The organism is Anaerobium acetethylicum (assembly GCF_900096945.1).
GTDB classification, from domain to species: Bacteria; Bacillota; Clostridia; order Lachnospirales; family Lachnospiraceae; genus Anaerobium; species Anaerobium acetethylicum.
On sequence record NZ_FMKA01000018.1, the window covers coordinates 22,061 to 42,443 of the forward strand.

Consider the following 20,383-nt stretch of genomic DNA (forward strand, 5'->3'; position numbering starts at 1 on the left):
CCAAATTGCTGATTTTGCAATTTGTGTGCATCATCTGTGACTATGAAGGACGTAATCCTGAATAGTTACATCAAATATAATATATGGGAAAAATAAGGGAGAAGAAAAATGGAAAAATTAATCGCAATATTAGAGGATATCAACCCGGATGTAGACTACGCAAACTGTACGACTTTAATTGATGACGGAATACTGGATTCATTTGCAATTTTATCGATTGTAAGCGAGCTGCATGATGAATTCGGCGTGTACGTGACGCCTGTCGACATCACCCCGGATAATTTCAATTCAGCACAGGCCTTATGGGATATGGTTCAGCGCCTGCAGGGCTGATCCGGGAGGTAGGGTATGTCTTTAACATCATTTGAATTTGTGATCTTTGTGGGGGCAGCAGTGGCAGGGTATTATCTGATCCCGAAACGGTTCCAGTGGGTCTGGCTGCTGGCCTTCAGCTATATATATTACGCAGCTGCCAGTCTGAAGATTTTATTCTTCCTTCTGTTTTCAACAGCCACCACCTACCTGGCGGGGCTGCTGATGGACAGAATAAAGGAAAAGCAGGCAGACAGGGAACAGCGTATAAAGCAGAAGCGCAGGGTCGTAGCAGCGGCCCTCGTGCTGAACTTTGGGATGCTGGCGGTTGTCAAATATACGAATTTTGCAATAGAAAACATAAATGCGCTCCTGGGGAGCCATCTATCCTTCCAGACGATTATCCTGCCACTGGGTATTTCATTCTATACCTTCCAGTCCATGGGATATCTTCTGGACGTCTACTGGGAAAAGGTCGAGGCGGAAAGGAATCCATTCCGGTTCGCTCTTTTTGTATCCTTTTTCCCGCAGATCCTTCAGGGGCCCATCGGCCGGTTCAACAGGCTGGCACACCAGCTTTATGAAAGCCACGATTTCGACTGGGGAAGGATGGAGAGGGCTTTTATCCTCATCCTCTGGGGCTTTTTCAAGAAGATGGTCATTGCAGACAATGCGGCCGGATTTGTGGATGAGGTATTTGGAAACTACGGCAGCTACGGTGGCGCCGCCATTGTGGTGGCAGTGCTTGGCTATTCGGTCCAGCTGTACGGAGATTTTTCCGGGGGCATGGACGTGGTCCGGGGAATTGCGGAGCTGTTTGGAATCAGCCTGGATGAGAACTTCAGGAGGCCGTATTTCGCCGTTTCCATCACGGATTTCTGGCATCGCTGGCACATTACACTGGGGACCTGGATGAAGGATTACGTATTCTATCCCCTGTCCCTTTCGAAAATGATGGGCCGGTTTTCAAAGGCTGCCAAGAAGCGGTTCGGCAAGAGTATCGGCCGTACGCTGCCCATCTGCCTGGCCAACATCATCGTATTCCTGCTGGTCGGCGTGTGGCACGGGGCAGACTGGAAATTCATCCTGTACGGCCTTTACAACGGCCTGATCATCGCTTTCAGCGGCCTGATGATGCAGAACTACAGAAAATGGAAGAACCTGTGCCATATCAACGAAAAAGCTCCCTTGTGGAAAGGCTTTCAGATTGCCAGAACCTTCCTGCTGGTCAACATCAGCTGGTATTTCGACCGTGCTGCCGGCGTGGGGGAGGCCTTTGATATGATGAGGATTACCCTGACAAGTTTCCGCCTGTCGGACTTCTGGAATGGAAGTCTGATGCTGGAGAGCGTGGATTTGGTGGCGCTTCGTTTCGTTATTGTCGGTTTTGGCTGCATCCTTCTGTTCCTGGTAAGTCTTCTGCAGGAAAGAGGCGTAAAGATCCGGGAAGCGATTACAGGCAGGCATGTACTTATAAAATATGCGGTATACCTGTTTCTGATTTTTGTACTGCCGGCACTGGGACAGCCGCCGTCAGCGGGAGGAGGGTTCATTTATGCGCAGTTTTAAGCGAATCATGAAAATCGTACTTTTCCTGAGCATATGCCTTGCAATCAACGGCGTCTTTGTATATATGCTGGTGCCAAACAGCTTTATCAGGATCAAGGTGCACAACATCGAGAATGAAAAGTATGACGATATTTTTGTCGGTTCATCTCATGGATTTGCGGCTGTGAATCCTGTCGTGGTGGACGGCGAAACTGGAAGAAAAAGCATTAATCTCTGCTACGGAGGCGAATACCTGAGGGATTCCTACTATCTGCTGAAGGATGCCTGCAGAACCCACATACCGGAACGTGTGATTTACGAGCTCGATCCCGGATACTGGGTAAACCCCGATACGGAAAATCCCACCTATGCAATGGCGTACAGCAACATGTCGCCATCCCTGGTGAAAGCGGAATACTGCTTCGCGAAGATAACGGATGCGGATTTCAGGTCGGCCCTGTTCCCCTGGTTCCATTACCGGAAGCAATATGGCATGATTCCACAGAACCTGAAGGACAAAAGGGAGGAGAGCTATCGGAATTTCGACGCGGCGCCTCTGGAAGAGCCGACCCAGGTCATGAGCGACGAGGGCTTCATGTACATTAAAAACAGCGAGGGCGAAAAGACGAAGGCGAACATGGTGCTGTGGGACGAGTCGAAAGTCCTTGAGGAAGTGCCCATGTATTTTCATAAATTGGTCAGATTCTGCAGGGAGAAGGAGATTGAGCTTGTAGTGATGACGACTCCTGTTCCGGAGGAGACCCTGGAGGAGCATTCCGGGAATTACAAGGAAGCAGACCGGTATTTTGCCGAACTGATGGAGGAGTACGGAATCCGGTATCTCAATTTCAATACGATGGAGACAGATGGATTCCAGCGGGGAGTTGAAGGGTTTTCCGATTATGAGGGGCATATGTTCGGAGGTAATGCCGAGAATTTCAGCAGGGTTCTGGCAGAATATCTGCGATAGGTCACTTAAACGGGTACCAGGTACTGTGAACGTGTGTTCACAGTACCTGGTACCTTTTTTTAATAGACAACCAGACCAGTGGACGATACAATGGATATAGGAAAGGTCATAGCTGCATGTTTTCTAACGCAATTTTTGGAAAGGGGTGGGCTGCCGTTTGAATATCATTGTTTCAAAATTGAAAGAAGTTGCATTTTCGGTACTGCCAATTACGCTGATGGTAATCGGATTGAACCTGACACTGACTCCGCTGGAAGGGACACTGATCGCGAGATTCCTTATCGGGACCGCGGTAATTATTCTGGGACTTTCACTTTTCCTGTTTGGTGTGGAAATCAGTATCACCCAGATTGGAAATGAAATGGGTTCCGCAATTGCGAAATCCAACCAGCTGCCGATTGTGGTCGGGGCGGGCCTTGTGTTAGGATTCTTTATCTCGGTCGCGGAACCGGATCTGCATATCCTGGCCGGGCAGGTAGAGGCAATCACGTCTGGAACAGTTGCAAAGTTCGGTCTTGTGGCAGTGGTATCGGTTGGGATTGCTCTCCTGATTGCAGGTGGTCTTGTCAGGATCGTGTATAATATCCCACTCTATAAGGTGCTTACAGTGCTGTATGGCATTATTTTTATTCTGGGTGTCTTCACGTCCCGCGAATTTCTGGCTATATCCTTTGATGCATCGGGAGCAACGACGGGAGCATTGACGGTCCCCTTTATTCTGGCGCTGGCAGCGGGTGCAGCCGAACTTAAGAAAGACAGCAAGGCTTCAGAAAAGGACAGTTTCGGACTGGTGGGCATTGCTTCGGTTGGAGCCATCATGGCTGTTATGGTCATGAGCCTTGCGTTTCGAAATGAAGAAATAACAGGAAAGCTGGAGTATGAGGAAGTTGTTACTAACTCTATTGCAGGGCATTACCTGCAAAAACTGCCGGTAATAGCTGGCGAGGTTTTGATCGCCCTGCTGCCAATACTGCTCATTTTTGCGGTATTTCAGATTGCTTCCCTCAAGCTTCCGGGCAAAATAATAAAAAGGATACTTTTTGGGATTCTTTTAACGTATGCGGGGCTTGTTCTCTTTCTGACCGGAGTCAATGCAGGCTTCATGGATGTGGGCACCATGGTCGGATACAGACTCGCATCCCTGGAAAATAAGGCTTATCTGGTGGTGGCAGGATTTCTGATGGGTTTCGTCACGATACTGGCAGAGCCGGCAGTGCATATACTGACGCGCCAGATCGAGGACGTCACCAGTGGATATATCCGTAAAAAAGCAGTTCTGTCAGCCCTTTCCATCGGAATCGGAAGTGCAATCGCGCTTTCCATGGTAAGGATTCTGATTCCGGGAGTACAGCTGGCCCATTTCCTTGTTCCGGGCTATATACTGGCAATTACATTGACGTTTCTGGCACCAAAGATTTTTGTGGGAATCGCCTTTGATGCAGGAGGAGTCGCCTCTGGTCCAATGACAGCTACATTCATCCTGGCCTTTGCACACGGGGCCGCCGATGCGACAGAAGGTGCGGATATTGTGGCAGATGGATTCGGACTGATTGCGATGGTTGCTCTGATGCCGCTGATAACCCTTCAGGTTCTGGGGCTGATTTTTAAAATGAAGTCGAAAAAAAGGGGGAATGGAAGATCATGAAGAATAATCCGGGAAAACCCGCATTTGAAATGATATACATCATAGCCGAAGACGGAAAGGCAAGCGAGATACTCCATAGCGCAAAAAGGCATGGAATTAAAGGGGGAACTGTCTTTTTGGGGCAGGGAACGGTTGACAGCCCGTTTTTAAGGCTGTTTTCGATATGCAGCATCAGGAAGGAAGTTATTTTGATGGGGACCGATGCGGAAACTGCCGGAAGTGCTTTAGAAGCGCTGAACAAGGAGTTTGGATTCGAACGGTCGGGAAAAGGAATTGCATTTACCATACCCGTGGGCAGCATATGGGGAGCCAGATGCTACAAATGTGAAGGAATAGGAAGAAGCGGAGGTGCGGATCAGACTATGTATCAGGCGATAACGGTGATTGTGGATAAGGGTAAGGCGGAGCAGGTAATTGAGGCCGCCGAAAAAGCTGGTTCTAATGGAGGGCTGATCTTAAATGCAAGAGGATCAGGAATTCATGAGACAAGCAGGATTTTCGCTATGGATATAGAGCCGGAGAAGGAGGTCGTGATGCTGCTTTCAGAGAATGAAAAAGCAGAAGCGATTGTGGAAAGCATCAGGAAGGACCTGAAACTGGATGAGCCCGGAACAGGAATCATATTTACCCAGAACGTGAACCGGATGTATGGGGTGTAAAAAAAGGAAAAAAGGTACCAGGTACTGTGAACTTGTGTTCACAGTACCTGGTACCTTTTTGGCGGTCGTTGGATGATATTTGCATAAATGAATTATGTAAATCAAAAAACCATACGAAACCCACAAACAGGACATATCAATTTTGATACAGACATTAAAAAATGAAACAAAAATGATAAAAAAAGCGTCAAATACGTTTGGGTTTTATGCAGAATGTGAAAAGAATGGAACCAGAATAGAATTGTGAAACATTATGGAAATCTGTAAAACACAGTAAAATCAACGGTTCATAGCCAGTATCATTTCTGATAACGTATATCAATTGTAATGATATACAATAAAATGGTTAAGAAATATAATTATTCCATACTAAATTATTTTAGTAATAACTAAACTAGTTATGGAGGAGAAGTAAAATGAAAAAGGGATCTAAAAAAAGAGCTTTTGCATGGCTTCTTGCTTTATCTTTATCAGCAGGAAATCTCACAGGTTATTCAATGCCGGTTTATGCGGAAGCTGGCGGTACGATCAATGATTATGCTGCATATGTATCTGATGAAACGGTAGCGGACTTCAGGTTCGGTACGGACATTACAAAAGCTTCTGTTTATGACAGTGCGAAAGGCTACGGATTCAGCGATGTTTCTTATCCGAATGCGGCTGAAGGCTGGATCAGCAACGTGTACAATCCAAGAAAAGCGGTGGTTACAGAATCTTCTTCAGGATTCGTATCTGATGCGGCCGGGGCGCTCGCAATCGGAAGCAAGGTGTGGACAGAAACCGAAAGCACCGGCTATGGCGTTTATACCTATGAAAATACATCGACTTTTGACATGGGTCTGAGCAATGCAGACTATGAGGTGACGGTTACGTTTGTAAATCCTACAAGCGCTGCCTATACAGCATATGTTGAGACAGAAGACATTACCAAGGCATCAGGAATCGTAGTGGCTCCGGGAGCATCGGTGGAATCCAAGGTGACGGCATGTCTGTTGGACGGAAAGCTGAATGTGAAATTCCTTGCAGCAGGATCCGCAACCTCAGAGAGCGCAGCAGCCATGGGGACCGTCTATGTAAGCGGTCTGAAGGTAGTGCGCAAGGCAACCAATGCAGCAGGCACAAAACCGACTGTATTTATTGCATCCGACTCGACGGTGCAGACCTATGATGCGTCCTATTATCCGCAGACAGGCTGGGGACAGACGCTTTACAACTTCTTCGGTGCGTTTACAGGCGAATCGGAATGTGAAGACTGCACCTACTCACAGGCACAGACCTATGAGACGGAAAATGTGATCATAGAAAACAGGGCTATCGGAGGAAGAAGCTCAAAATCGTTTATAGAGGAAGGAAAGCTGGATGACCTTTTAGAGGATGTGAAGCCGGGAGACTATCTTCTTGTTCAGTGGGGACATAACGATGCCACCTATTCAAGGCCTAACAGATATGTATCCTCTGCAGATTTTGCAACCTACATCCAGTACTATATAGACGGATGCAGGCAGAGAGGAGCAACCTGCGTGCTGGTGACTCCTGTTGCCAGATACAGCTATAATGCGGACGGCACCTTCAACAGCAATTTTGAAGCGTACCGCCAGGTCATGCTTTCCATGGGCGCTGCCCAGAATGTTCCTGTTCTGGATCTGACAGCAGCTTCCATAGAGCTTTGCGAATCTTTCGGCATAGAGGGAAGCAAGTCGCTGTTCCTTCAGCTGGCAGCCGGGGATTACACAGGATACTATGAAAAAGGCGTTGCGGATGCGACCCATCTCCAGTACTACGGCGCCTATAAATTTGCCCAGTGCGTTGCGCAGCTCATTAAGGATTATGCAGTGGATGCGCAGCTTGACGGGTTAAGGACAATGGTCGAGCTGAATGCACCGGCTTCTGCTCCGGCAAAAATCGCAGGACTGAATACGACAACGGTGGGAGCATCCAGCGTTTCCTTAAACTGGAACCCATCGGAAGGTGCGGAACTCTACTATATCTACAGGGCAGAGCTTGCAGCAGGCCAGACGGCTGCTGATGTTGATTTTTCGGCGGCAAATAAATATTCCGTCAGCTCCCTGGCAAAATATACGGATTCCAAATGTGAAAGCGGAAAAACGTACGTATATGCCATAAAGGGATTCAATGAATTCGGGCTTTCCGAGGAATCGGACAAGCTTGCAGTTACAACAAAATCATCCAAGTACAAATATGATTTCTGCCAGACGGCTTCCAATCCGACAATGCCAGGATGGAACCAGGTTACCTGCACACAGGCATATACGGCAGAGGCAGGTTACGGATGGCTGAAAGCGCCGGGAAACGGCAGGAGCCGTGCAGGCAATACAAATGCGGCATCCAGCTTAATGGCAGATGACTTCTGTTTGGGAGCGGGAACCTTTGCGGTAGACCTTCCTAACGGAGATTATGAAATTAAAATCTATGCGGGAGACCTGCTTGCGGGAACCAGCACGATCAAACCGTCCTATACGGCGGAAGGTGTTGCAATAGGAACCCTTTCCGTGAAGCAGTCCATAGCGACACTGACTGCCAAGGTGCGCGTAACGGACGGACAGCTTACCTTAGGTGTGGGCGGAACAAATGCCTATATCAATGGTATGGAAATCACGCCGTTGCTTCTGGCACCGTCAAACCTTTCCTATTCGGAGCTTGATTTTACGGATACGAATGCCACATTCCTGATTAATTTCAACGGAATTGACGAAGCGGTATCCTACAAGGTCTACCAGAAGGGAAGCACGGATACGGCCTATACGGCAGTCAAGACAATCGAAGCTGCAAAGGCTGACGAACTTGATTCCCGTGCCATGATCGCTGACATTGGCGAGACTTTCGAATATTATGTTACAGCAGTCACAGGAGACGGAACCGAATCTGCGAGCAGCAACATCGTCAAGGTGACGACCCTGGATGAAAATGCAGCGCCTCCTGCAGCGCCGGAAAACCTGCACTGCATCAGCGCGGCAGAAGCAGACATCCAGATCGGGTGGGATGCAGTAGACGGCGGAGCATACTACAACATCTACCGTTCTGCAAAGGCGGAAGGCGATAAGGCATTTACAGGTTTTGTAAAGGCAGGAACTGCAAAGGGTACTTCCTTTACGGACACTTACTGGGACCTTGACACCAATATCCATTACTATTACAAGGTGGAAGCGGTAGGCAAAGGCGGACCGGGAGAAAAAACGGCAGCTCTTGAGACGCCGGTAACAGAGACACTTTCAGCACAGAAAGCAGAAAGTCTTTCAGACAGGGCACTGGTAGCAGTCGACCTTGCAGGAGACAAAGGCGCTGAAATCAATGTAACAACAAAGGATGCAGAAGACAACGAGCTTACGAAAGGCGTTTATTTAAGCTGGAGGCTTTTTGAAAATGATCCTGAGGATGTTACATTCACCGTTTACAGGAATGACCAGGTAATCGCTTCAGATATGACTGTCACAAACTGCGTCGATGAAGGCGGAGCGGCAGGAGATGTCTATAAAGTGGTCGGAAGTTCCGATGCAGGCCTTGGCCTTTCGGTAACGGCTACAGAAACCTGGGAAAACTACTATGCAGAATTCCAGCTTGTAAAACCGGAAGATCAGACAATGCCGGATGCAAGCATCTGCACCTATACTGCAAACGACATGTCTGTGGGAGATCTGGACGGAGATGGAAAATACGAGCTTCTTGTAAAATGGATGCCGTCCAATTCACAGGACAATTCCAAGGGCGGATATACAGGAACAACCATAATTGACGCTTATGACATCAATGGGGCGACAGGAGCGGCAGAACTGCTGTGGAGAATCGACCTGGGAGTCAATATCCGTTCAGGCGCTCATTACACACAGTTCCAGGTATGGGATTTTGACGGCGACGGAAAAGCAGAACTGATGTGCAAGACTGCAGACGGCAGCACGACCTACCAGAACGCAGGAGGAAGCCTGACTGAAACAGGACATGTGGGAGCATGCAGCGCTTCGGCACTTCCGGTAAACGTGGTAAGTACTGCAAACGACTACAGGATTTCAACAGGATATGTATTATCGGGACCTGAATACCTGACGGTATTTGACGGCGAAACAGGAAAAATACTGGATACAGCAGCATATGTTCCAGAGCGCGGATCAGTTTCCGCATGGGGAGACGCATACGGAAACCGTGTGGACAGATTCCTTTCAGCAGTCGCTTATACGGACGGCGAAACGCCAAGCGCAGTATTCTGCAGAGGATACTACTCAAGAATGTGCCTGACTTCCTATAAATTCGTTGACACAAATGCCGACGGAAAAGGAGACAAGCTTCAGGTTGAATGGAAGTTTGATACAAACGACTATCCGGAAGAAGAATACGGACTGACAGAGGAACAGGGAAACCACGCAATCAACGTCCAGGATCTTGACGGGGATGGCAAGGATGAAATCATCTACGGCGGTGTCGTGGTTGACCATGACGGAGTCCTGAAATATACGACTGAACTCGGACACGGGGATGCGATGCATGTGTCAGACTGGATTCCATCAAATGACGGACTGGAAATCTTTTCAGTGCATGAGCATTCCAATGCGGCATACCAGGTAGAAGTCCATGATGCGGAAACCGGAAAGATCCTCGCAGGATACTTTACAGGCATAGATACAGGACGCGGTGTGATGGCGGACGTAAATCCATACTATGAAGGCGGAGAATTCTGGTCAAATGCAGCATGGAACGGAACTGACGGAGGCATGTACACGGGCCTTTCGACTCTGGACAATATGATGAAAATTTCCGACAGCACGCCAAGCATAAACTTCAGCCTTTTCTGGGACGGAGACCTGCTGAGCGAACTGCAGGATCATACATTTAACCAGGCAGCCTATGTGCCGGTCAGCACCAATATCACAAACTGGAACTTCGAGACAGGAGAATCAGAAATCCTGCTGGAGAGCACTGAAATCTTTACGAGCAACGGAACAAAAGGAAACATGGGACTTGTAGCAGATGTTTTAGGCGACTGGAGAGAAGAAATCATCGCAAGAACATCAGCAGATGCCAGCAAGATCAGAATCTATACTTCAACAATTGAAACAGACTACAGCATTCCGTGCCTGATGGAAGATCATGCATACAGATTAGGCGTGGCATGGCAGAATGTCGGATACAACCAGCCGACAAACTTAAGCTATCTCCTGTCGGAAGGACTTGTGACTGCAAAACTGTCTGTTGCAGCAACAGAAGGAAACCTTGTGGAACTCAGCTTCACCAAGGCATCGGACGGAACATACGGCAACGAAATCGAAGCATATGAGATCTACCGCGCGGAAGGCGACGGAGACTACAGCCTGATTGATAGTGTGGCAGTGGATGAACTGACGGAAGCGGAGGCCGGATATGTATACAGAGATATTACGGCAGAGCCTCTCACGGATTATTCTTACATGGTGGCGCCAGTAGTAGCCGGAAAGACCTCTTATGTGTCAAATGCAGTAAACGCATCAACAACGGAAGGAATCAAATCCGTGGGCGAAGCGGCAGATGCAGAAGATATTATTGAAGACACAGTGCTTGCGGAAGGAAAATCACTTGCAGACCTGTTCCAGAAGACTGTGGACATCGTGAATTCAGCAGATGAAACAGTGGCCATGGAGATCGACTGGAATACGGATACGATCAATTTGTCTGAACCAGGAACCTATGAAGTATGCGGATACATCGCCGGATATTATATCCCGGTAAAAGCATCCATAACCGTAAAGGCAAACGAGATTACGGGATACGAATTTGATGGATATGCGAAAGCAGACGGAGAAGGCGCAGAGTATACGGTAATCGTCGAGAAACCTTCGAAACTCCTTACACTTCCTGAAAAAGCGGTATTCAGCTTCCTGAACGGAAACAAAGAAGAAACTCAGGTTGTCTGGGATGCTTCGGCATTGAAGATCACGAAAAAAGGAACCTACACGATTACAGGCCAGACGGCAGCCCTTGCTGAGTCGGATGGAAAATTCGGCACACAGGCAGTCAGCATCCAGGTCATCGTCCAGAATGATGAACCAGGTAGTGCGGATGGCGGCAACAATAACAATAATAACAACAACGGTAGTGTAACCAGGGATGCTGTGCTTCAGATACTGGAAACAGCGAAGAAGGATGGGACGGCAGTGATTTCTACCGGCAACGCAGTCAAAATGACAGTGGAAGCCCTGAAAACTGCAGCTGCGAAAAACCTGGCAGTCATCATCGACACACCAGACTACACCTGGAAGTTCAGCAGCATCAAAAACACTGCTGATGAACTCACGACGACAGCCCTTGAGGTGTTCGGGGGTGAGGGAGACATCATCTCAAAACACCTTGGAAAAACATACAAGGGAATCCAGGTGAACTTCGCCTACTCGGGTAACCTTCCGGGAACTGCAGAGGTGACAATCAAGAATGCTGCAGGAAAACTTCCGGCTGGAACAAAATCCGTGTTTGTATACTACTACAATCCGGCTACGAAGCTGTTTGAACTTCTTGACACAAAAGGAACGGTAAATCAGAACGGAAGCGTTACCTTTCAGATTACCCACTGTTCAGAATACGTATTGTCTGCAGTACAGCTTGATGACTCGCTGGTTGCAGGAGCAGCAAACCCGGCAACGGGAGACCATGCGCCTATAGCTCCGTTTGCCGGAGCTGGAATCGCAGCACTGTGTGCGGCGGCCTTGATGGCGGTAAGAAAGAAATAGAACAAGAAATGGTACCAGGTACTGTGAACGAAGTTCACAGTACCTGGTACCATTTTTGTTACAAATTATCTTTTCTGTAATCCCTGGGCGACATCTCAAATACTTTTTTGAAAGCATCGCCGAAATAATTGCTGTTATTGAAGCCGCACCGGCTTGCAATGGCTGAAATGGACTCATCCGTCTCCAGCAGCAGGGTGCAGGCTTCCTTCAACCTCACATGATTCAGATATTCCTTGAATCCGAGTCCCGTAATTGCCTTGAATTTTTTGGAAAAATAGGTGGGTGTCAGATTCGCGATTCTGGCGGCATCTTCAAGTGATAAATCCTGATGTGAGTTTCGGGTAATATATTGTGCGGCAGCCTGAACTGCATTCTCTGTAGAACCGATGGGGATCGTATCTTCCGTAACGGCTGTGGAGTCACGGAATAAGGTCAGCAGGAGTTCCTGAAAATAAAAATGGATAAGCAATTCGGAAGTTTCGGTTTTTATCTTTGACTCGGTCAACATTCTGGACAGGATGTCTTCAAAAGAGTTCCGGCAATCGGGATGGATGGAAAACTTTTGGGATTTTGGAAACTTATTTCCGGAGCGGGAAATTGTATGAAGCACAGAGGGTTCGATGTTATCCGGTTTGAAATATACAATGGAACGCATATGAAACCCTTTCTTTTCATAAGTGCTTTTATGATAATCCATTGCAGCAATCAGCAATGCTTCACCCTGGGTAAGATGCATGATGATATCATTCAGGAAAAAACTGCATTCGCCTTCCTGCATATAGTACAATTCAAAGCAAGGATGAAAATGGTGGCAGACCTGTACATGAGATGAAGACCTCCTGCAACGGTCAATACTAAATGAATCATGAATCACGTCTCGCATAAAATACCTCCAATGGCTGAAGCTGATTACTTCTGATTACTATTTACCCATATAGTAACACAAAAAAACTGTAATTTGAATCATAAATAGACATATAATTGGTGGAAAGAACGGAATCGGACATGCTAAAATCAGTTCATAAGTTACAGAACAAATAAAAGAAACGCAAAGAAGATGGCAATAGTGCACAAATGATTTCATGAAAAAGGGAGAAGAAAATTATGAAAAAAATGAAACGATTCCTGGCGCTGGCATTATCCTGTACGATGATTTTTTCGTTAGCAGGCTGCGGCGGTACTGAAAAAGAAACAAAAACAGAAACAGAAGCAACAACAGAAGAAACGGAAGCAGACGACAAGCTGGTGAATGACGGAGAGTATGAGGAATGTACAATCAGACTTTCCTGGTGGGGAGGAGAAGCAAGACATGAAGTGACACAGGCTGCAGTTAACGCATTTATGGAAGCATACCCGGGAATCAAGGTGGAGACTGAATTTGCAGCATGGACAGGTTGGGAAGACAAGATGTCTACGGCTTTTTATGCAGGAACTGAACCGGATGTCAACCAGATTAACTGGAACTGGATTACTGCATACAGTTCAGACGGAAGCGTATTCTATGATTTGAACAAGGCGTCAGAAATAATCGACTTATCACAGTTCAGCGATGAATCACTGACTGAATGTACGGTGGCGGATAAACTGCAGGGCATTCCGGTAGCGATGACAGGAAGGATTTTCTACTGGAATCAGACTACTTTTGAAAAAGCAGGAATCAGTGTACCGACTACTATGGAAGAATTACTCAATGCAGGTCAGATTTTTAAGGAAAAATTAGGCGAGGATTATTATCCGCTGGTACTTAATGAGTATGACAGGATGATACTTATGGTTTACTATCTGGAAAGCGTTTATGGAAAGAACTGGGTTGAAGACGGCGAAGTGAATTATACGCAGGAAGAAATCGAAAAAGGACTTGAGTTCATAAAATTATTAGAAGAGAAGCATGTAACACCAACAGTGATGCAGATTATCGGAGATGGTGCTGAATCCCTGGATAAGAACCAGAAATGGATGAGCGGAAAGTATGCAGGCATCTTTGAGTGGGATTCTTCAGCAAATAAATTCAAAGGCGCATTAGAAGCAGGACAGACGTTTACAGTAGGCGATTATTTCAAGGATATGGGAGATTATCAGGGCGGCTTTGCAAAAGTATCGTTGGCATTTGCAATCTCTGAAAAAACAGAGCATCCAAAAGAAGCAGCTATGCTGATCAACTTTTTGATGAACGAAGAAGCAGGCGTAAAAGCAATGGGTTCGGAACGAGGAGTTCCTCTCAGCAAAAAGGCATTAGAATTATGTGAGACAAATGGTTTGCTGGATGCAACTGTTGCAGAGGCAAATGGGAAAGTGCTCGACTGGGCTTCCTTCACACTGGATCCTATGTTCGAAGATGCAGGATTAAAAGGCAATCCGGACGGTGTTTACTTTGATGTAATGAGCGGCCTGAGCTACGGCGATTATACGGTTGAAGATGCAGCAGCCGAACTCCTGGACGGAATCAACGGCGTATTATCAAAATAATGGTGACTATTCAGGAATGAGGAAGTTCTGAACAGTTACCAGATACTAAGAGTTTAGATAAGGCAGGCTTACAGTGTATTAAGGTTGTGATGCCTGCCTTATTTTCGCTCTAAAATCGGAAACATTCAAAATCAAGCAGAAAAGAAGGGAAAAAGATGTCAGCTATTACGAAATTTATTAATGAGTTTCTTTTTTCTTATGAAAGATATCAGACATATTGGAATTATGAAGACGGCTGCGTTCTCATGGGCTGTAAACAGCTCTATGAAGCAACGGGCGACAGGAAATATTATGAGTATATTTTAGATTATCTGAAAGAAGAAATTACAGACGATGGAACGATCGTGAATTTTAAAACAGATAAGTTCAATATTGACAGTATGAATTGCGGAAAAATATTATTTCTCGTATATGAAACGGAAAAGCAGGAAAAGTATAAAAAGGCAATTGATTTTCATATGGAAATTCTAAAGAAGCATCCGCGCTGCAGATGCGGCAGCTTCTGGCACAAAGAGATTTATCCGAATCAGATTTGGTTAGACGGACTATATATGGCGCAGCCATTTTACATGGAATATGAGACAAAGTACAACAACAGGCAGAATTACGATGACATATTGAATCAGTTTGAAAATGTTCAGAAATTTTTGTATGACAAAGAGAAAGGGCTGTATTATCACGGTTTTGATGAAGCCCGGATTCAGCCATGGGCCAATAAGGAAACCGGATGTTCACCCAATTTCTGGATCAGGGCCATGGGATGGTGGCTGATGTCGCTTGTTGATGTTATGGACGTCATGTCGATAGAAATGTTCGAATATTATAAACGGCTTGAAGAAATCTTCAGAGGAGCCGTCAAGGGGATTCTGCAGTATCAGGATCCGGATACGAAGCTTTTCTACCAGGTGATTGACCATCCTGAAGCACAAGGAAACTATATTGAAACATCCGGCAGTGCAATGGCTGCATATGCCATTATGAAGGCCTGCCGCATGGGGATCCTTTCAAAAGAAAAATATGGCACAACAGGTCTTGAAATGTTAGAATCATTAGCAGAACAGAAACTGGAAAAAACGGATGACAACTATCATCTGACGGGGATCTGCCATGTTGCCGGACTTGGTCCTGGAACTGACAGAGACGGAAGCATTGAATATTATCTGTCTGAGCCTGTCGTATCGGACGATGCAAAAGGCGTTGGACCATTCATGATGGCTTATGCACAGTATCTGATGCTGAAAAAGGAAGTAAACGAATAACATAGAAACCGGAAGGGAGAATTGGAAATGAAAAAATGGGTAAAGAGAAATACCGGACTGCTTTTTATTCTGCCATGGTTGTTTGGCTTTTGCGTATTTAAAGCATATCCGTTTTTGTCATCTTTGTATTACAGCTTCACTGATTTCAATCTATTCAAAGGGATCAGCGAATATGGATTTATGAATTACAAAGAGATTTTTACAGATAAAGATACCATATCCTCGCTGATTGTAACCTTTAAGTATGCATTTCTTACGGTGCCTTTAAAACTGGCAGCAGCTTTGTTTATTGCATATATTTTGAACTTCAAAATAAAAGGTGTCAATTTTTTCCGTACTGCATACTATATCCCCTCGATTTTAGGAGGTTCGGTAGCGATTGCAGTATTATGGAAGGCATTGTTCAGGGATGATGGAGTAATCAATTCCATGCTGGGCATGTTTGGGGTTGCGGGTCCGCAATGGCTGAGCGATCCTGATTATGCGCTGTTCATTATCTGCTTTTTAAGAGTATGGCAGTTCGGGGCGGCAATGGTCATTTTCCTTGCAGCATTGAAGGGAGTTCCGACAGAACTTTATGAATCGGCTTCCGTAGAAGGTGCCAGCAAGTGGAAACAGTTCTTTTCAATCACAATTCCGATGATTTCTCCGGTTATTTTTTACAATCTGGTCACACAGCTGTGCCAGGCTTTCCAGGAATTCAACGGCCCTTATATTATCACACAGGGCGGACCGAGAAAATCAACGATGTTAATTTCTCTTATGGTATATCGGAGCGCATTCCAGCAGAATGAAATGGGAATGGCAAGTGCACTGGCATGGGTTATGTTTATAGTGGTCATGGTACTTACGGTAATCTCTTTCCTGAGCCAGAAATACTGGGTATATTATTCGGATGAAGATGGAGGTAGATAAAATGTCATTAGGAAAGAAAAAAATAATATCTACAGTTCTTCGATATGCGGTACTGATTCTGGTAGGGCTGCCTATGGTCTATCCGCTGCTGTGGATGGTAAGTGCGACATTCAAATCCAATACGGAAATCTTTTCCGGAATGGGATTGATTCCAAAAACTTTTAATTTTGACGGATACAAAAATGCATTCAATGATTTCGGAGGCAATATCAACCTGTTAAAGGCAATGATCAACACGTATTCCTATGTAATCCCGAAGGTTGTCTTTACCATCATTTCAGCTACGGTGACTGCATATGGCTTCAGCAGATTCAAATTCAAAGGAAGAGACGTATTATTTGCTATCTTAATGTCGACTCTGTTTCTGCCACAGGTAGTGTTAAACGTACCTCAGTTCCTTTTGTTCAACAAATTGGGATGGGTCGATTCGGGGTTATACCTGCCGCTGATCGTGCCGACGCTGTTTGCGATTGATACCTATTTTGTATTTATGCTGATCCAGTTCCTGCGCGGGATTCCGGTGGAATTGGAGGAGGCAGCCCAGATTGACGGATGCAATGTAGTGCAGATCCTGGTGAAGATTATTGTCCCGATGTTAAAGCCGGCTCTGGTTTCCTGTGCCTTATTCCAGTTCATGTGGTCTTCCAATGACTTTATGGGACCGTTGCTGTATGTCAGCACCCCGGCAAATTATCCGGCAGCCATTTTCGTCAAGCTGTCAATGGATGCGGATACGGGATTTGAATGGAACAGAGTGCTGGCCGTATCGTTAATCTCTATAATACCATCCCTGGTCGTGTTTTTCCTGGCGCAGGACACATTTGTTGAAGGAATCACGGCAGGCGGAGTGAAAGGCTAAATTACGATGAAAGTATCATTACTAATGCATACAGGCAGAAGCGCAACAATAGAATTGAATGATGGCGGAATCTATTACACGAGGGAGAAATATGAAGTCTGGATAAACGGAAAATTTGTCATGACGTCAGGGACAGTCATTACGAATCTTTTCGGATTAAAGCCGGATACGGAATACAATCTGAGAGTAATCGGTTCCGAAAGCAGAATAGAAGCGGGACAGCTCTGGTTTCGTACAAAAAAGGAAAGCTTCACTCTGAATGTCAGGGAATTCGGCGCAAAGGGTGACGGGATATGGAATGATACCAGCTACATACAGGCGGCGATTCTGGCCTGCCCGGAAGATGGAAGAGTTCTGATCCCGAAAGGAACCTATCGGATTACAAGTCTGTTTTTGAAAAGCAGAATCAATCTTGAACTTGCAAAGGACGCAGTTTTATCGGCAGTAACAGAGAGGGAGCAATATCCCGTATTTCCGGGGATTGTGGAAAGCTATGACGAGCAGAGCGAGCTTTGCCTGGGGACCTGGGAAGGAAATCCGCTGAAGATGTTTGCCGGAATCCTGAATGGTATCGGTGTAAAAAATATAGTGGTTTACGGCGAAGGCGTCATAGACGGAAATGCATCCTTCGAGAACTGGTGGAAAGATGCGAAAGTCATGAAGACAGCCTTCCGCCCAAGACTGCTGTTTCTGTCGGGCTGCTCTGATGTCAGAGTACAGGGGCTGCTGTTTACGAACAGTCCATCCTGGACAATCCACCCGTATTTCAGCAAAAGGCTGACTTTTCTGGGCAGTCAGATTATAAATCCGCAGGACTCGCCGAATACGGACGGCATCGACCCGGAATCCTGCGAGAATGTTACGATTGCCGGCGTTCATTTTTCATTGGGAGACGACTGTATTGCTTTGAAATCCGGAAAAATATATATGGGATCAAAGTACAAAACACCTTCCAGCAAAATTCTGATCAGGCAGTGTCTGATGGAAAACGGTCATGGCGCAGTAACGGTCGGAAGCGAAATGGCTGCAGGCGTTAAAAATGTAAAAGTAAAGGAATGCATGTTTTTAAATACGGACCGCGGACTCAGGGTAAAGACAAGAAGAGGCAGAGGAAAAGATGCTGTTCTGGACAAGATCGTGTTTGAAGATATCAAAATGGATCATGTGAAGACACCGTTTGTCGTAAACGCCTTCTATTTCTGCGATCCTGACGGAAAGTCCTTTTATGTCCAGTCGAGGGAGGTACTGCCGGTCGATGAGAGGACTCCTCAGATTAAAAAGCTTGTTTTTTCGAATATCAGCTGCGATAATTGCCATATAGCAGGTGCACATATCCAGGGACTGCCTGAAAGGAAAATCGAGCACCTGGAAATGAGAAATATCCGCATGCGCTATGCCCCACAGGCGGTCAGCGGAATGCCGGCTATGGCAGACGGCATTGAGGCGGTCAGCAAAAAAGGAATTGTGATTAGCAATGTCGACAGGCTGATCTTGAAGAATATCGATATAGAAGGACAGGAAGGAGAACCATTTGAACTTGCGAATGTTCTCAATCTGGAAGGAGATATAAAGGAATGCAGATAGGAATCAGGGTGCATGACACAAAGGAACTTCCGCTGGAAGAAAGGCTGCAGGTTATAAAAGAACAGGGATTTACCTGTGGGCATCTGGCGCTGTCAAAAGTGATCAGCGGCCATTCAGTAAAGAATGCGGCATTGACGCCGGGGTTTGCAATGTATATAAAGCGGGCTTTCGCAAAAAACGAGCTGGATATCGCTGTGCTTGGCTGTTATCTGAATCTGGCAAATCCGAACAAAGAGCAGCTTGCAGAAATAATCGAAACCTACAAAGTGCACATCCGTTTTGCATCGATCCTTGGATGCGGCGTGGTCGGCACCGAGACCGGAGCACCGAACGAGGAATACCGGTTTGAAGCGGCATGCCATACGCAGGAAGCCCTGGATACCTTTATTGAAAATTTAAGGCCGATTGTTGCATATGCCGAAAACATGGGAGTGATCGTGGCGATCGAGCCGGTGTTCAGACATATCGTTTCGAATCCGGAACGGGCAAGAGAAGTACTGGACCGGATTCAGTCCCCCAATCTGCAGATCATTCTGGATCCTGTCAATTTACTGGATGTTTCAAACTATCAGGACCGCGAAAGCATTATCGCGGAAGCGGTTGCGCTTTTGGGAGATGCGGCAGCAGTGATCCATATTAAGGATTTTGTGGTAGAAAATGGGCAGCTGAAATCGCTTGCTGCCGGAAGCGGAATGATGAACTATGAAAGGATACTTTCATTTGTGAAAAAAGAAAAACCTTTTGTTCATGTGACGCTGGAGGACACGGTTCCGGAAAATGCGGTCCGTGCGAGGGAACTTATTCAGTCTGTATATAATGAGGTGAAATAATATGCTTGCTCGTTTGTTTGATTATGATAATCCGGTAATCCGTTTTTTGGGAAAGCTTGCAGATATTTGGATTCTGCATATTTTATGGCTGGTTTGCTGTGTTCCAATTGTTACAATCGGAGCATCCACAACGGCGGCATTTTATGCCGCAATGAAAATGGAAAGCAACCAGGGGTATGTGGCAAAGAATTTTTTTGAATCTTTCCGGACAAATTTCAGGCAGGCGACACGTATGTGGGGGATCCTGTCGGTGACAGGCATCCTCATACTATTTGATATCTATTTCTGGTATGTCATTCAGGAAAAGTCAAGTGTCGTGATGCTTGCCTTCAGCATCGGCCTGTTTGCAGCATACATGATTGAATTCGTATATGCGTTTGCAGGACTGGCCCGTTTTGAAAATACTACGAAAAATCTGATGAAAAATGGATTCTTGATGGCGATGCTTCACTTTCCCCAGACATTCGCTATTTTGATCGTACTCGGAGTGGCAGGATATTTAACGACGACTATTTTTCTGGCAACGTTTATACTGATCACGTTTGGATGCGGTTTTGTCATCTATCTTATATCCGTGCAGCTGAACAGGGTGTTTGCGGATTATATGCCAAAAGAGGAATAGGAAAAAT

Annotated in this window: 14 protein-coding genes; 13 read left to right on the top strand and 1 reads right to left on the bottom strand. The window is 46.1% G+C overall.

From position 1 onward, the window contains the following. Positions 1 to 108: 108 nt before the first annotated feature. From BJR36_RS13120 to BJR36_RS13145, 6 genes are all read left to right on the top strand, one after another. Positions 109 to 333, top strand: coding sequence for an acyl carrier protein (locus BJR36_RS13120; RefSeq protein WP_091235127.1), 225 nt, complete (start codon positions 109 to 111; stop codon positions 331 to 333). Between the two features lie 15 nt (positions 334 to 348). Then, complete coding sequence (locus BJR36_RS13125; RefSeq protein WP_091235129.1) at positions 349 to 1,881, top strand: MBOAT family O-acyltransferase; 1,533 nt, start codon at positions 349 to 351, stop codon at positions 1,879 to 1,881. Beyond that, positions 1,868 to 2,830 (top strand): hypothetical protein, encoded by a 963-nt coding sequence (locus BJR36_RS13130; RefSeq protein WP_091235131.1) that lies wholly within the window; start codon positions 1,868 to 1,870, stop codon positions 2,828 to 2,830. Before BJR36_RS13125 ends, BJR36_RS13130 begins: the two co-directional genes overlap by 14 nt. 157 nt (positions 2,831 to 2,987) lie before the next feature. Beyond that, a complete protein-coding gene (locus tag BJR36_RS13135) occupies positions 2,988 to 4,475 on the top strand; it encodes a DUF1538 domain-containing protein (RefSeq protein ID WP_091235132.1) in 1,488 nt (495 codons plus the stop codon). Further along, positions 4,472 to 5,134, top strand: a complete 663-nt coding sequence (locus tag BJR36_RS13140; RefSeq protein WP_091235134.1) for a P-II family nitrogen regulator — start codon at positions 4,472 to 4,474, stop codon at positions 5,132 to 5,134. The genes BJR36_RS13135 and BJR36_RS13140 overlap by 4 nt, the downstream gene beginning before the upstream one ends. Before the next feature lie 416 nt (positions 5,135 to 5,550). Beyond that, positions 5,551 to 11,841: a rhamnogalacturonan lyase family protein gene (locus BJR36_RS13145; RefSeq protein ID WP_091235135.1), complete on the top strand. Its 6,291-nt coding sequence runs from the start codon at positions 5,551 to 5,553 to the stop codon at positions 11,839 to 11,841. A gap of 58 nt (positions 11,842 to 11,899) precedes the next feature. On the opposite strand, the gene BJR36_RS13150 is transcribed toward BJR36_RS13145, so the two are convergent. Beyond that, complete coding sequence (locus tag BJR36_RS13150; protein WP_091235137.1) at positions 11,900 to 12,724, bottom strand: AraC family transcriptional regulator; 825 nt, start codon at positions 12,722 to 12,724, stop codon at positions 11,900 to 11,902. A 218-nt stretch (positions 12,725 to 12,942) separates the two neighbouring features. Here BJR36_RS13150 and BJR36_RS13155 point away from each other — a divergent pair, with 218 nt between their 5' ends. The 7 genes from BJR36_RS13155 (at position 12,943) to BJR36_RS13185 (ending at position 20,376) form a co-directional block, all read left to right on the top strand. Further along, entirely contained in the window at positions 12,943 to 14,307 is a 1,365-nt protein-coding gene (locus BJR36_RS13155; RefSeq protein WP_207648871.1) for an ABC transporter substrate-binding protein, read from the top strand. A 155-nt stretch (positions 14,308 to 14,462) separates the two neighbouring features. Then, a complete protein-coding gene (locus BJR36_RS13160; RefSeq protein ID WP_091235142.1) occupies positions 14,463 to 15,566 on the top strand; it encodes a glycoside hydrolase family 88/105 protein in 1,104 nt (367 codons plus the stop codon). Positions 15,567 to 15,593: 27 nt separating this feature from the next. Next, positions 15,594 to 16,481, top strand: a complete 888-nt coding sequence (locus tag BJR36_RS13165; protein ID WP_091235144.1) for a carbohydrate ABC transporter permease — start codon at positions 15,594 to 15,596, stop codon at positions 16,479 to 16,481. 1 nt (position 16,482) lies between these two features. Further along, positions 16,483 to 17,340: a carbohydrate ABC transporter permease gene (locus BJR36_RS13170; RefSeq protein ID WP_091235146.1), complete on the top strand. Its 858-nt coding sequence runs from the start codon at positions 16,483 to 16,485 to the stop codon at positions 17,338 to 17,340. 6 nt (positions 17,341 to 17,346) lie between these two features. Then, on the top strand, positions 17,347 to 18,924 hold the full coding sequence (locus BJR36_RS13175; protein WP_091235149.1) for a glycoside hydrolase family 28 protein: 1,578 nt from the start codon (positions 17,347 to 17,349) through the stop codon (positions 18,922 to 18,924). Next, the gene (locus BJR36_RS13180; protein WP_091235151.1) at positions 18,915 to 19,754 is read left to right on the top strand and encodes a sugar phosphate isomerase/epimerase family protein; all 840 of its coding nucleotides are present in this window, start codon (positions 18,915 to 18,917) and stop codon (positions 19,752 to 19,754) included. The genes BJR36_RS13175 and BJR36_RS13180 overlap by 10 nt, the downstream gene beginning before the upstream one ends. Position 19,755: 1 nt before the next feature. After that, positions 19,756 to 20,376, top strand: a complete 621-nt coding sequence (locus BJR36_RS13185) for a YesL family protein (RefSeq protein ID WP_091235153.1) — start codon at positions 19,756 to 19,758, stop codon at positions 20,374 to 20,376. Positions 20,377 to 20,383 lie beyond the last annotated feature (7 nt).

What these genes read in the sequence shown, in the direction of transcription:
- BJR36_RS13120 (WP_091235127.1), top strand. Translation starts at nt 109, where the DNA reads ATGGAAAAATTAATCGCAATATTAGAGGATATCAACCCGGATGTAGAC.
- BJR36_RS13125 (WP_091235129.1), top strand. Translation starts at nt 349, where the DNA reads ATGTCTTTAACATCATTTGAATTTGTGATCTTTGTGGGGGCAGCAGTG.
- BJR36_RS13130 (WP_091235131.1), top strand. Translation starts at nt 1,868, where the DNA reads ATGCGCAGTTTTAAGCGAATCATGAAAATCGTACTTTTCCTGAGCATA.
- BJR36_RS13140 (WP_091235134.1), top strand. Translation starts at nt 4,472, where the DNA reads ATGAAGAATAATCCGGGAAAACCCGCATTTGAAATGATATACATCATA.
- BJR36_RS13145 (WP_091235135.1), top strand. Translation starts at nt 5,551, where the DNA reads ATGAAAAAGGGATCTAAAAAAAGAGCTTTTGCATGGCTTCTTGCTTTA.
- BJR36_RS13150 (WP_091235137.1), bottom strand. Translation starts at nt 12,724, where the DNA reads ATGCGAGACGTGATTCATGATTCATTTAGTATTGACCGTTGCAGGAGG.
- BJR36_RS13160 (WP_091235142.1), top strand. Translation starts at nt 14,463, where the DNA reads ATGTCAGCTATTACGAAATTTATTAATGAGTTTCTTTTTTCTTATGAA.
- BJR36_RS13165 (WP_091235144.1), top strand. Translation starts at nt 15,594, where the DNA reads ATGAAAAAATGGGTAAAGAGAAATACCGGACTGCTTTTTATTCTGCCA.
- BJR36_RS13170 (WP_091235146.1), top strand. Translation starts at nt 16,483, where the DNA reads ATGTCATTAGGAAAGAAAAAAATAATATCTACAGTTCTTCGATATGCG.
- BJR36_RS13175 (WP_091235149.1), top strand. Translation starts at nt 17,347, where the DNA reads ATGAAAGTATCATTACTAATGCATACAGGCAGAAGCGCAACAATAGAA.
- BJR36_RS13180 (WP_091235151.1), top strand. Translation starts at nt 18,915, where the DNA reads ATGCAGATAGGAATCAGGGTGCATGACACAAAGGAACTTCCGCTGGAA.
- BJR36_RS13185 (WP_091235153.1), top strand. Translation starts at nt 19,756, where the DNA reads ATGCTTGCTCGTTTGTTTGATTATGATAATCCGGTAATCCGTTTTTTG.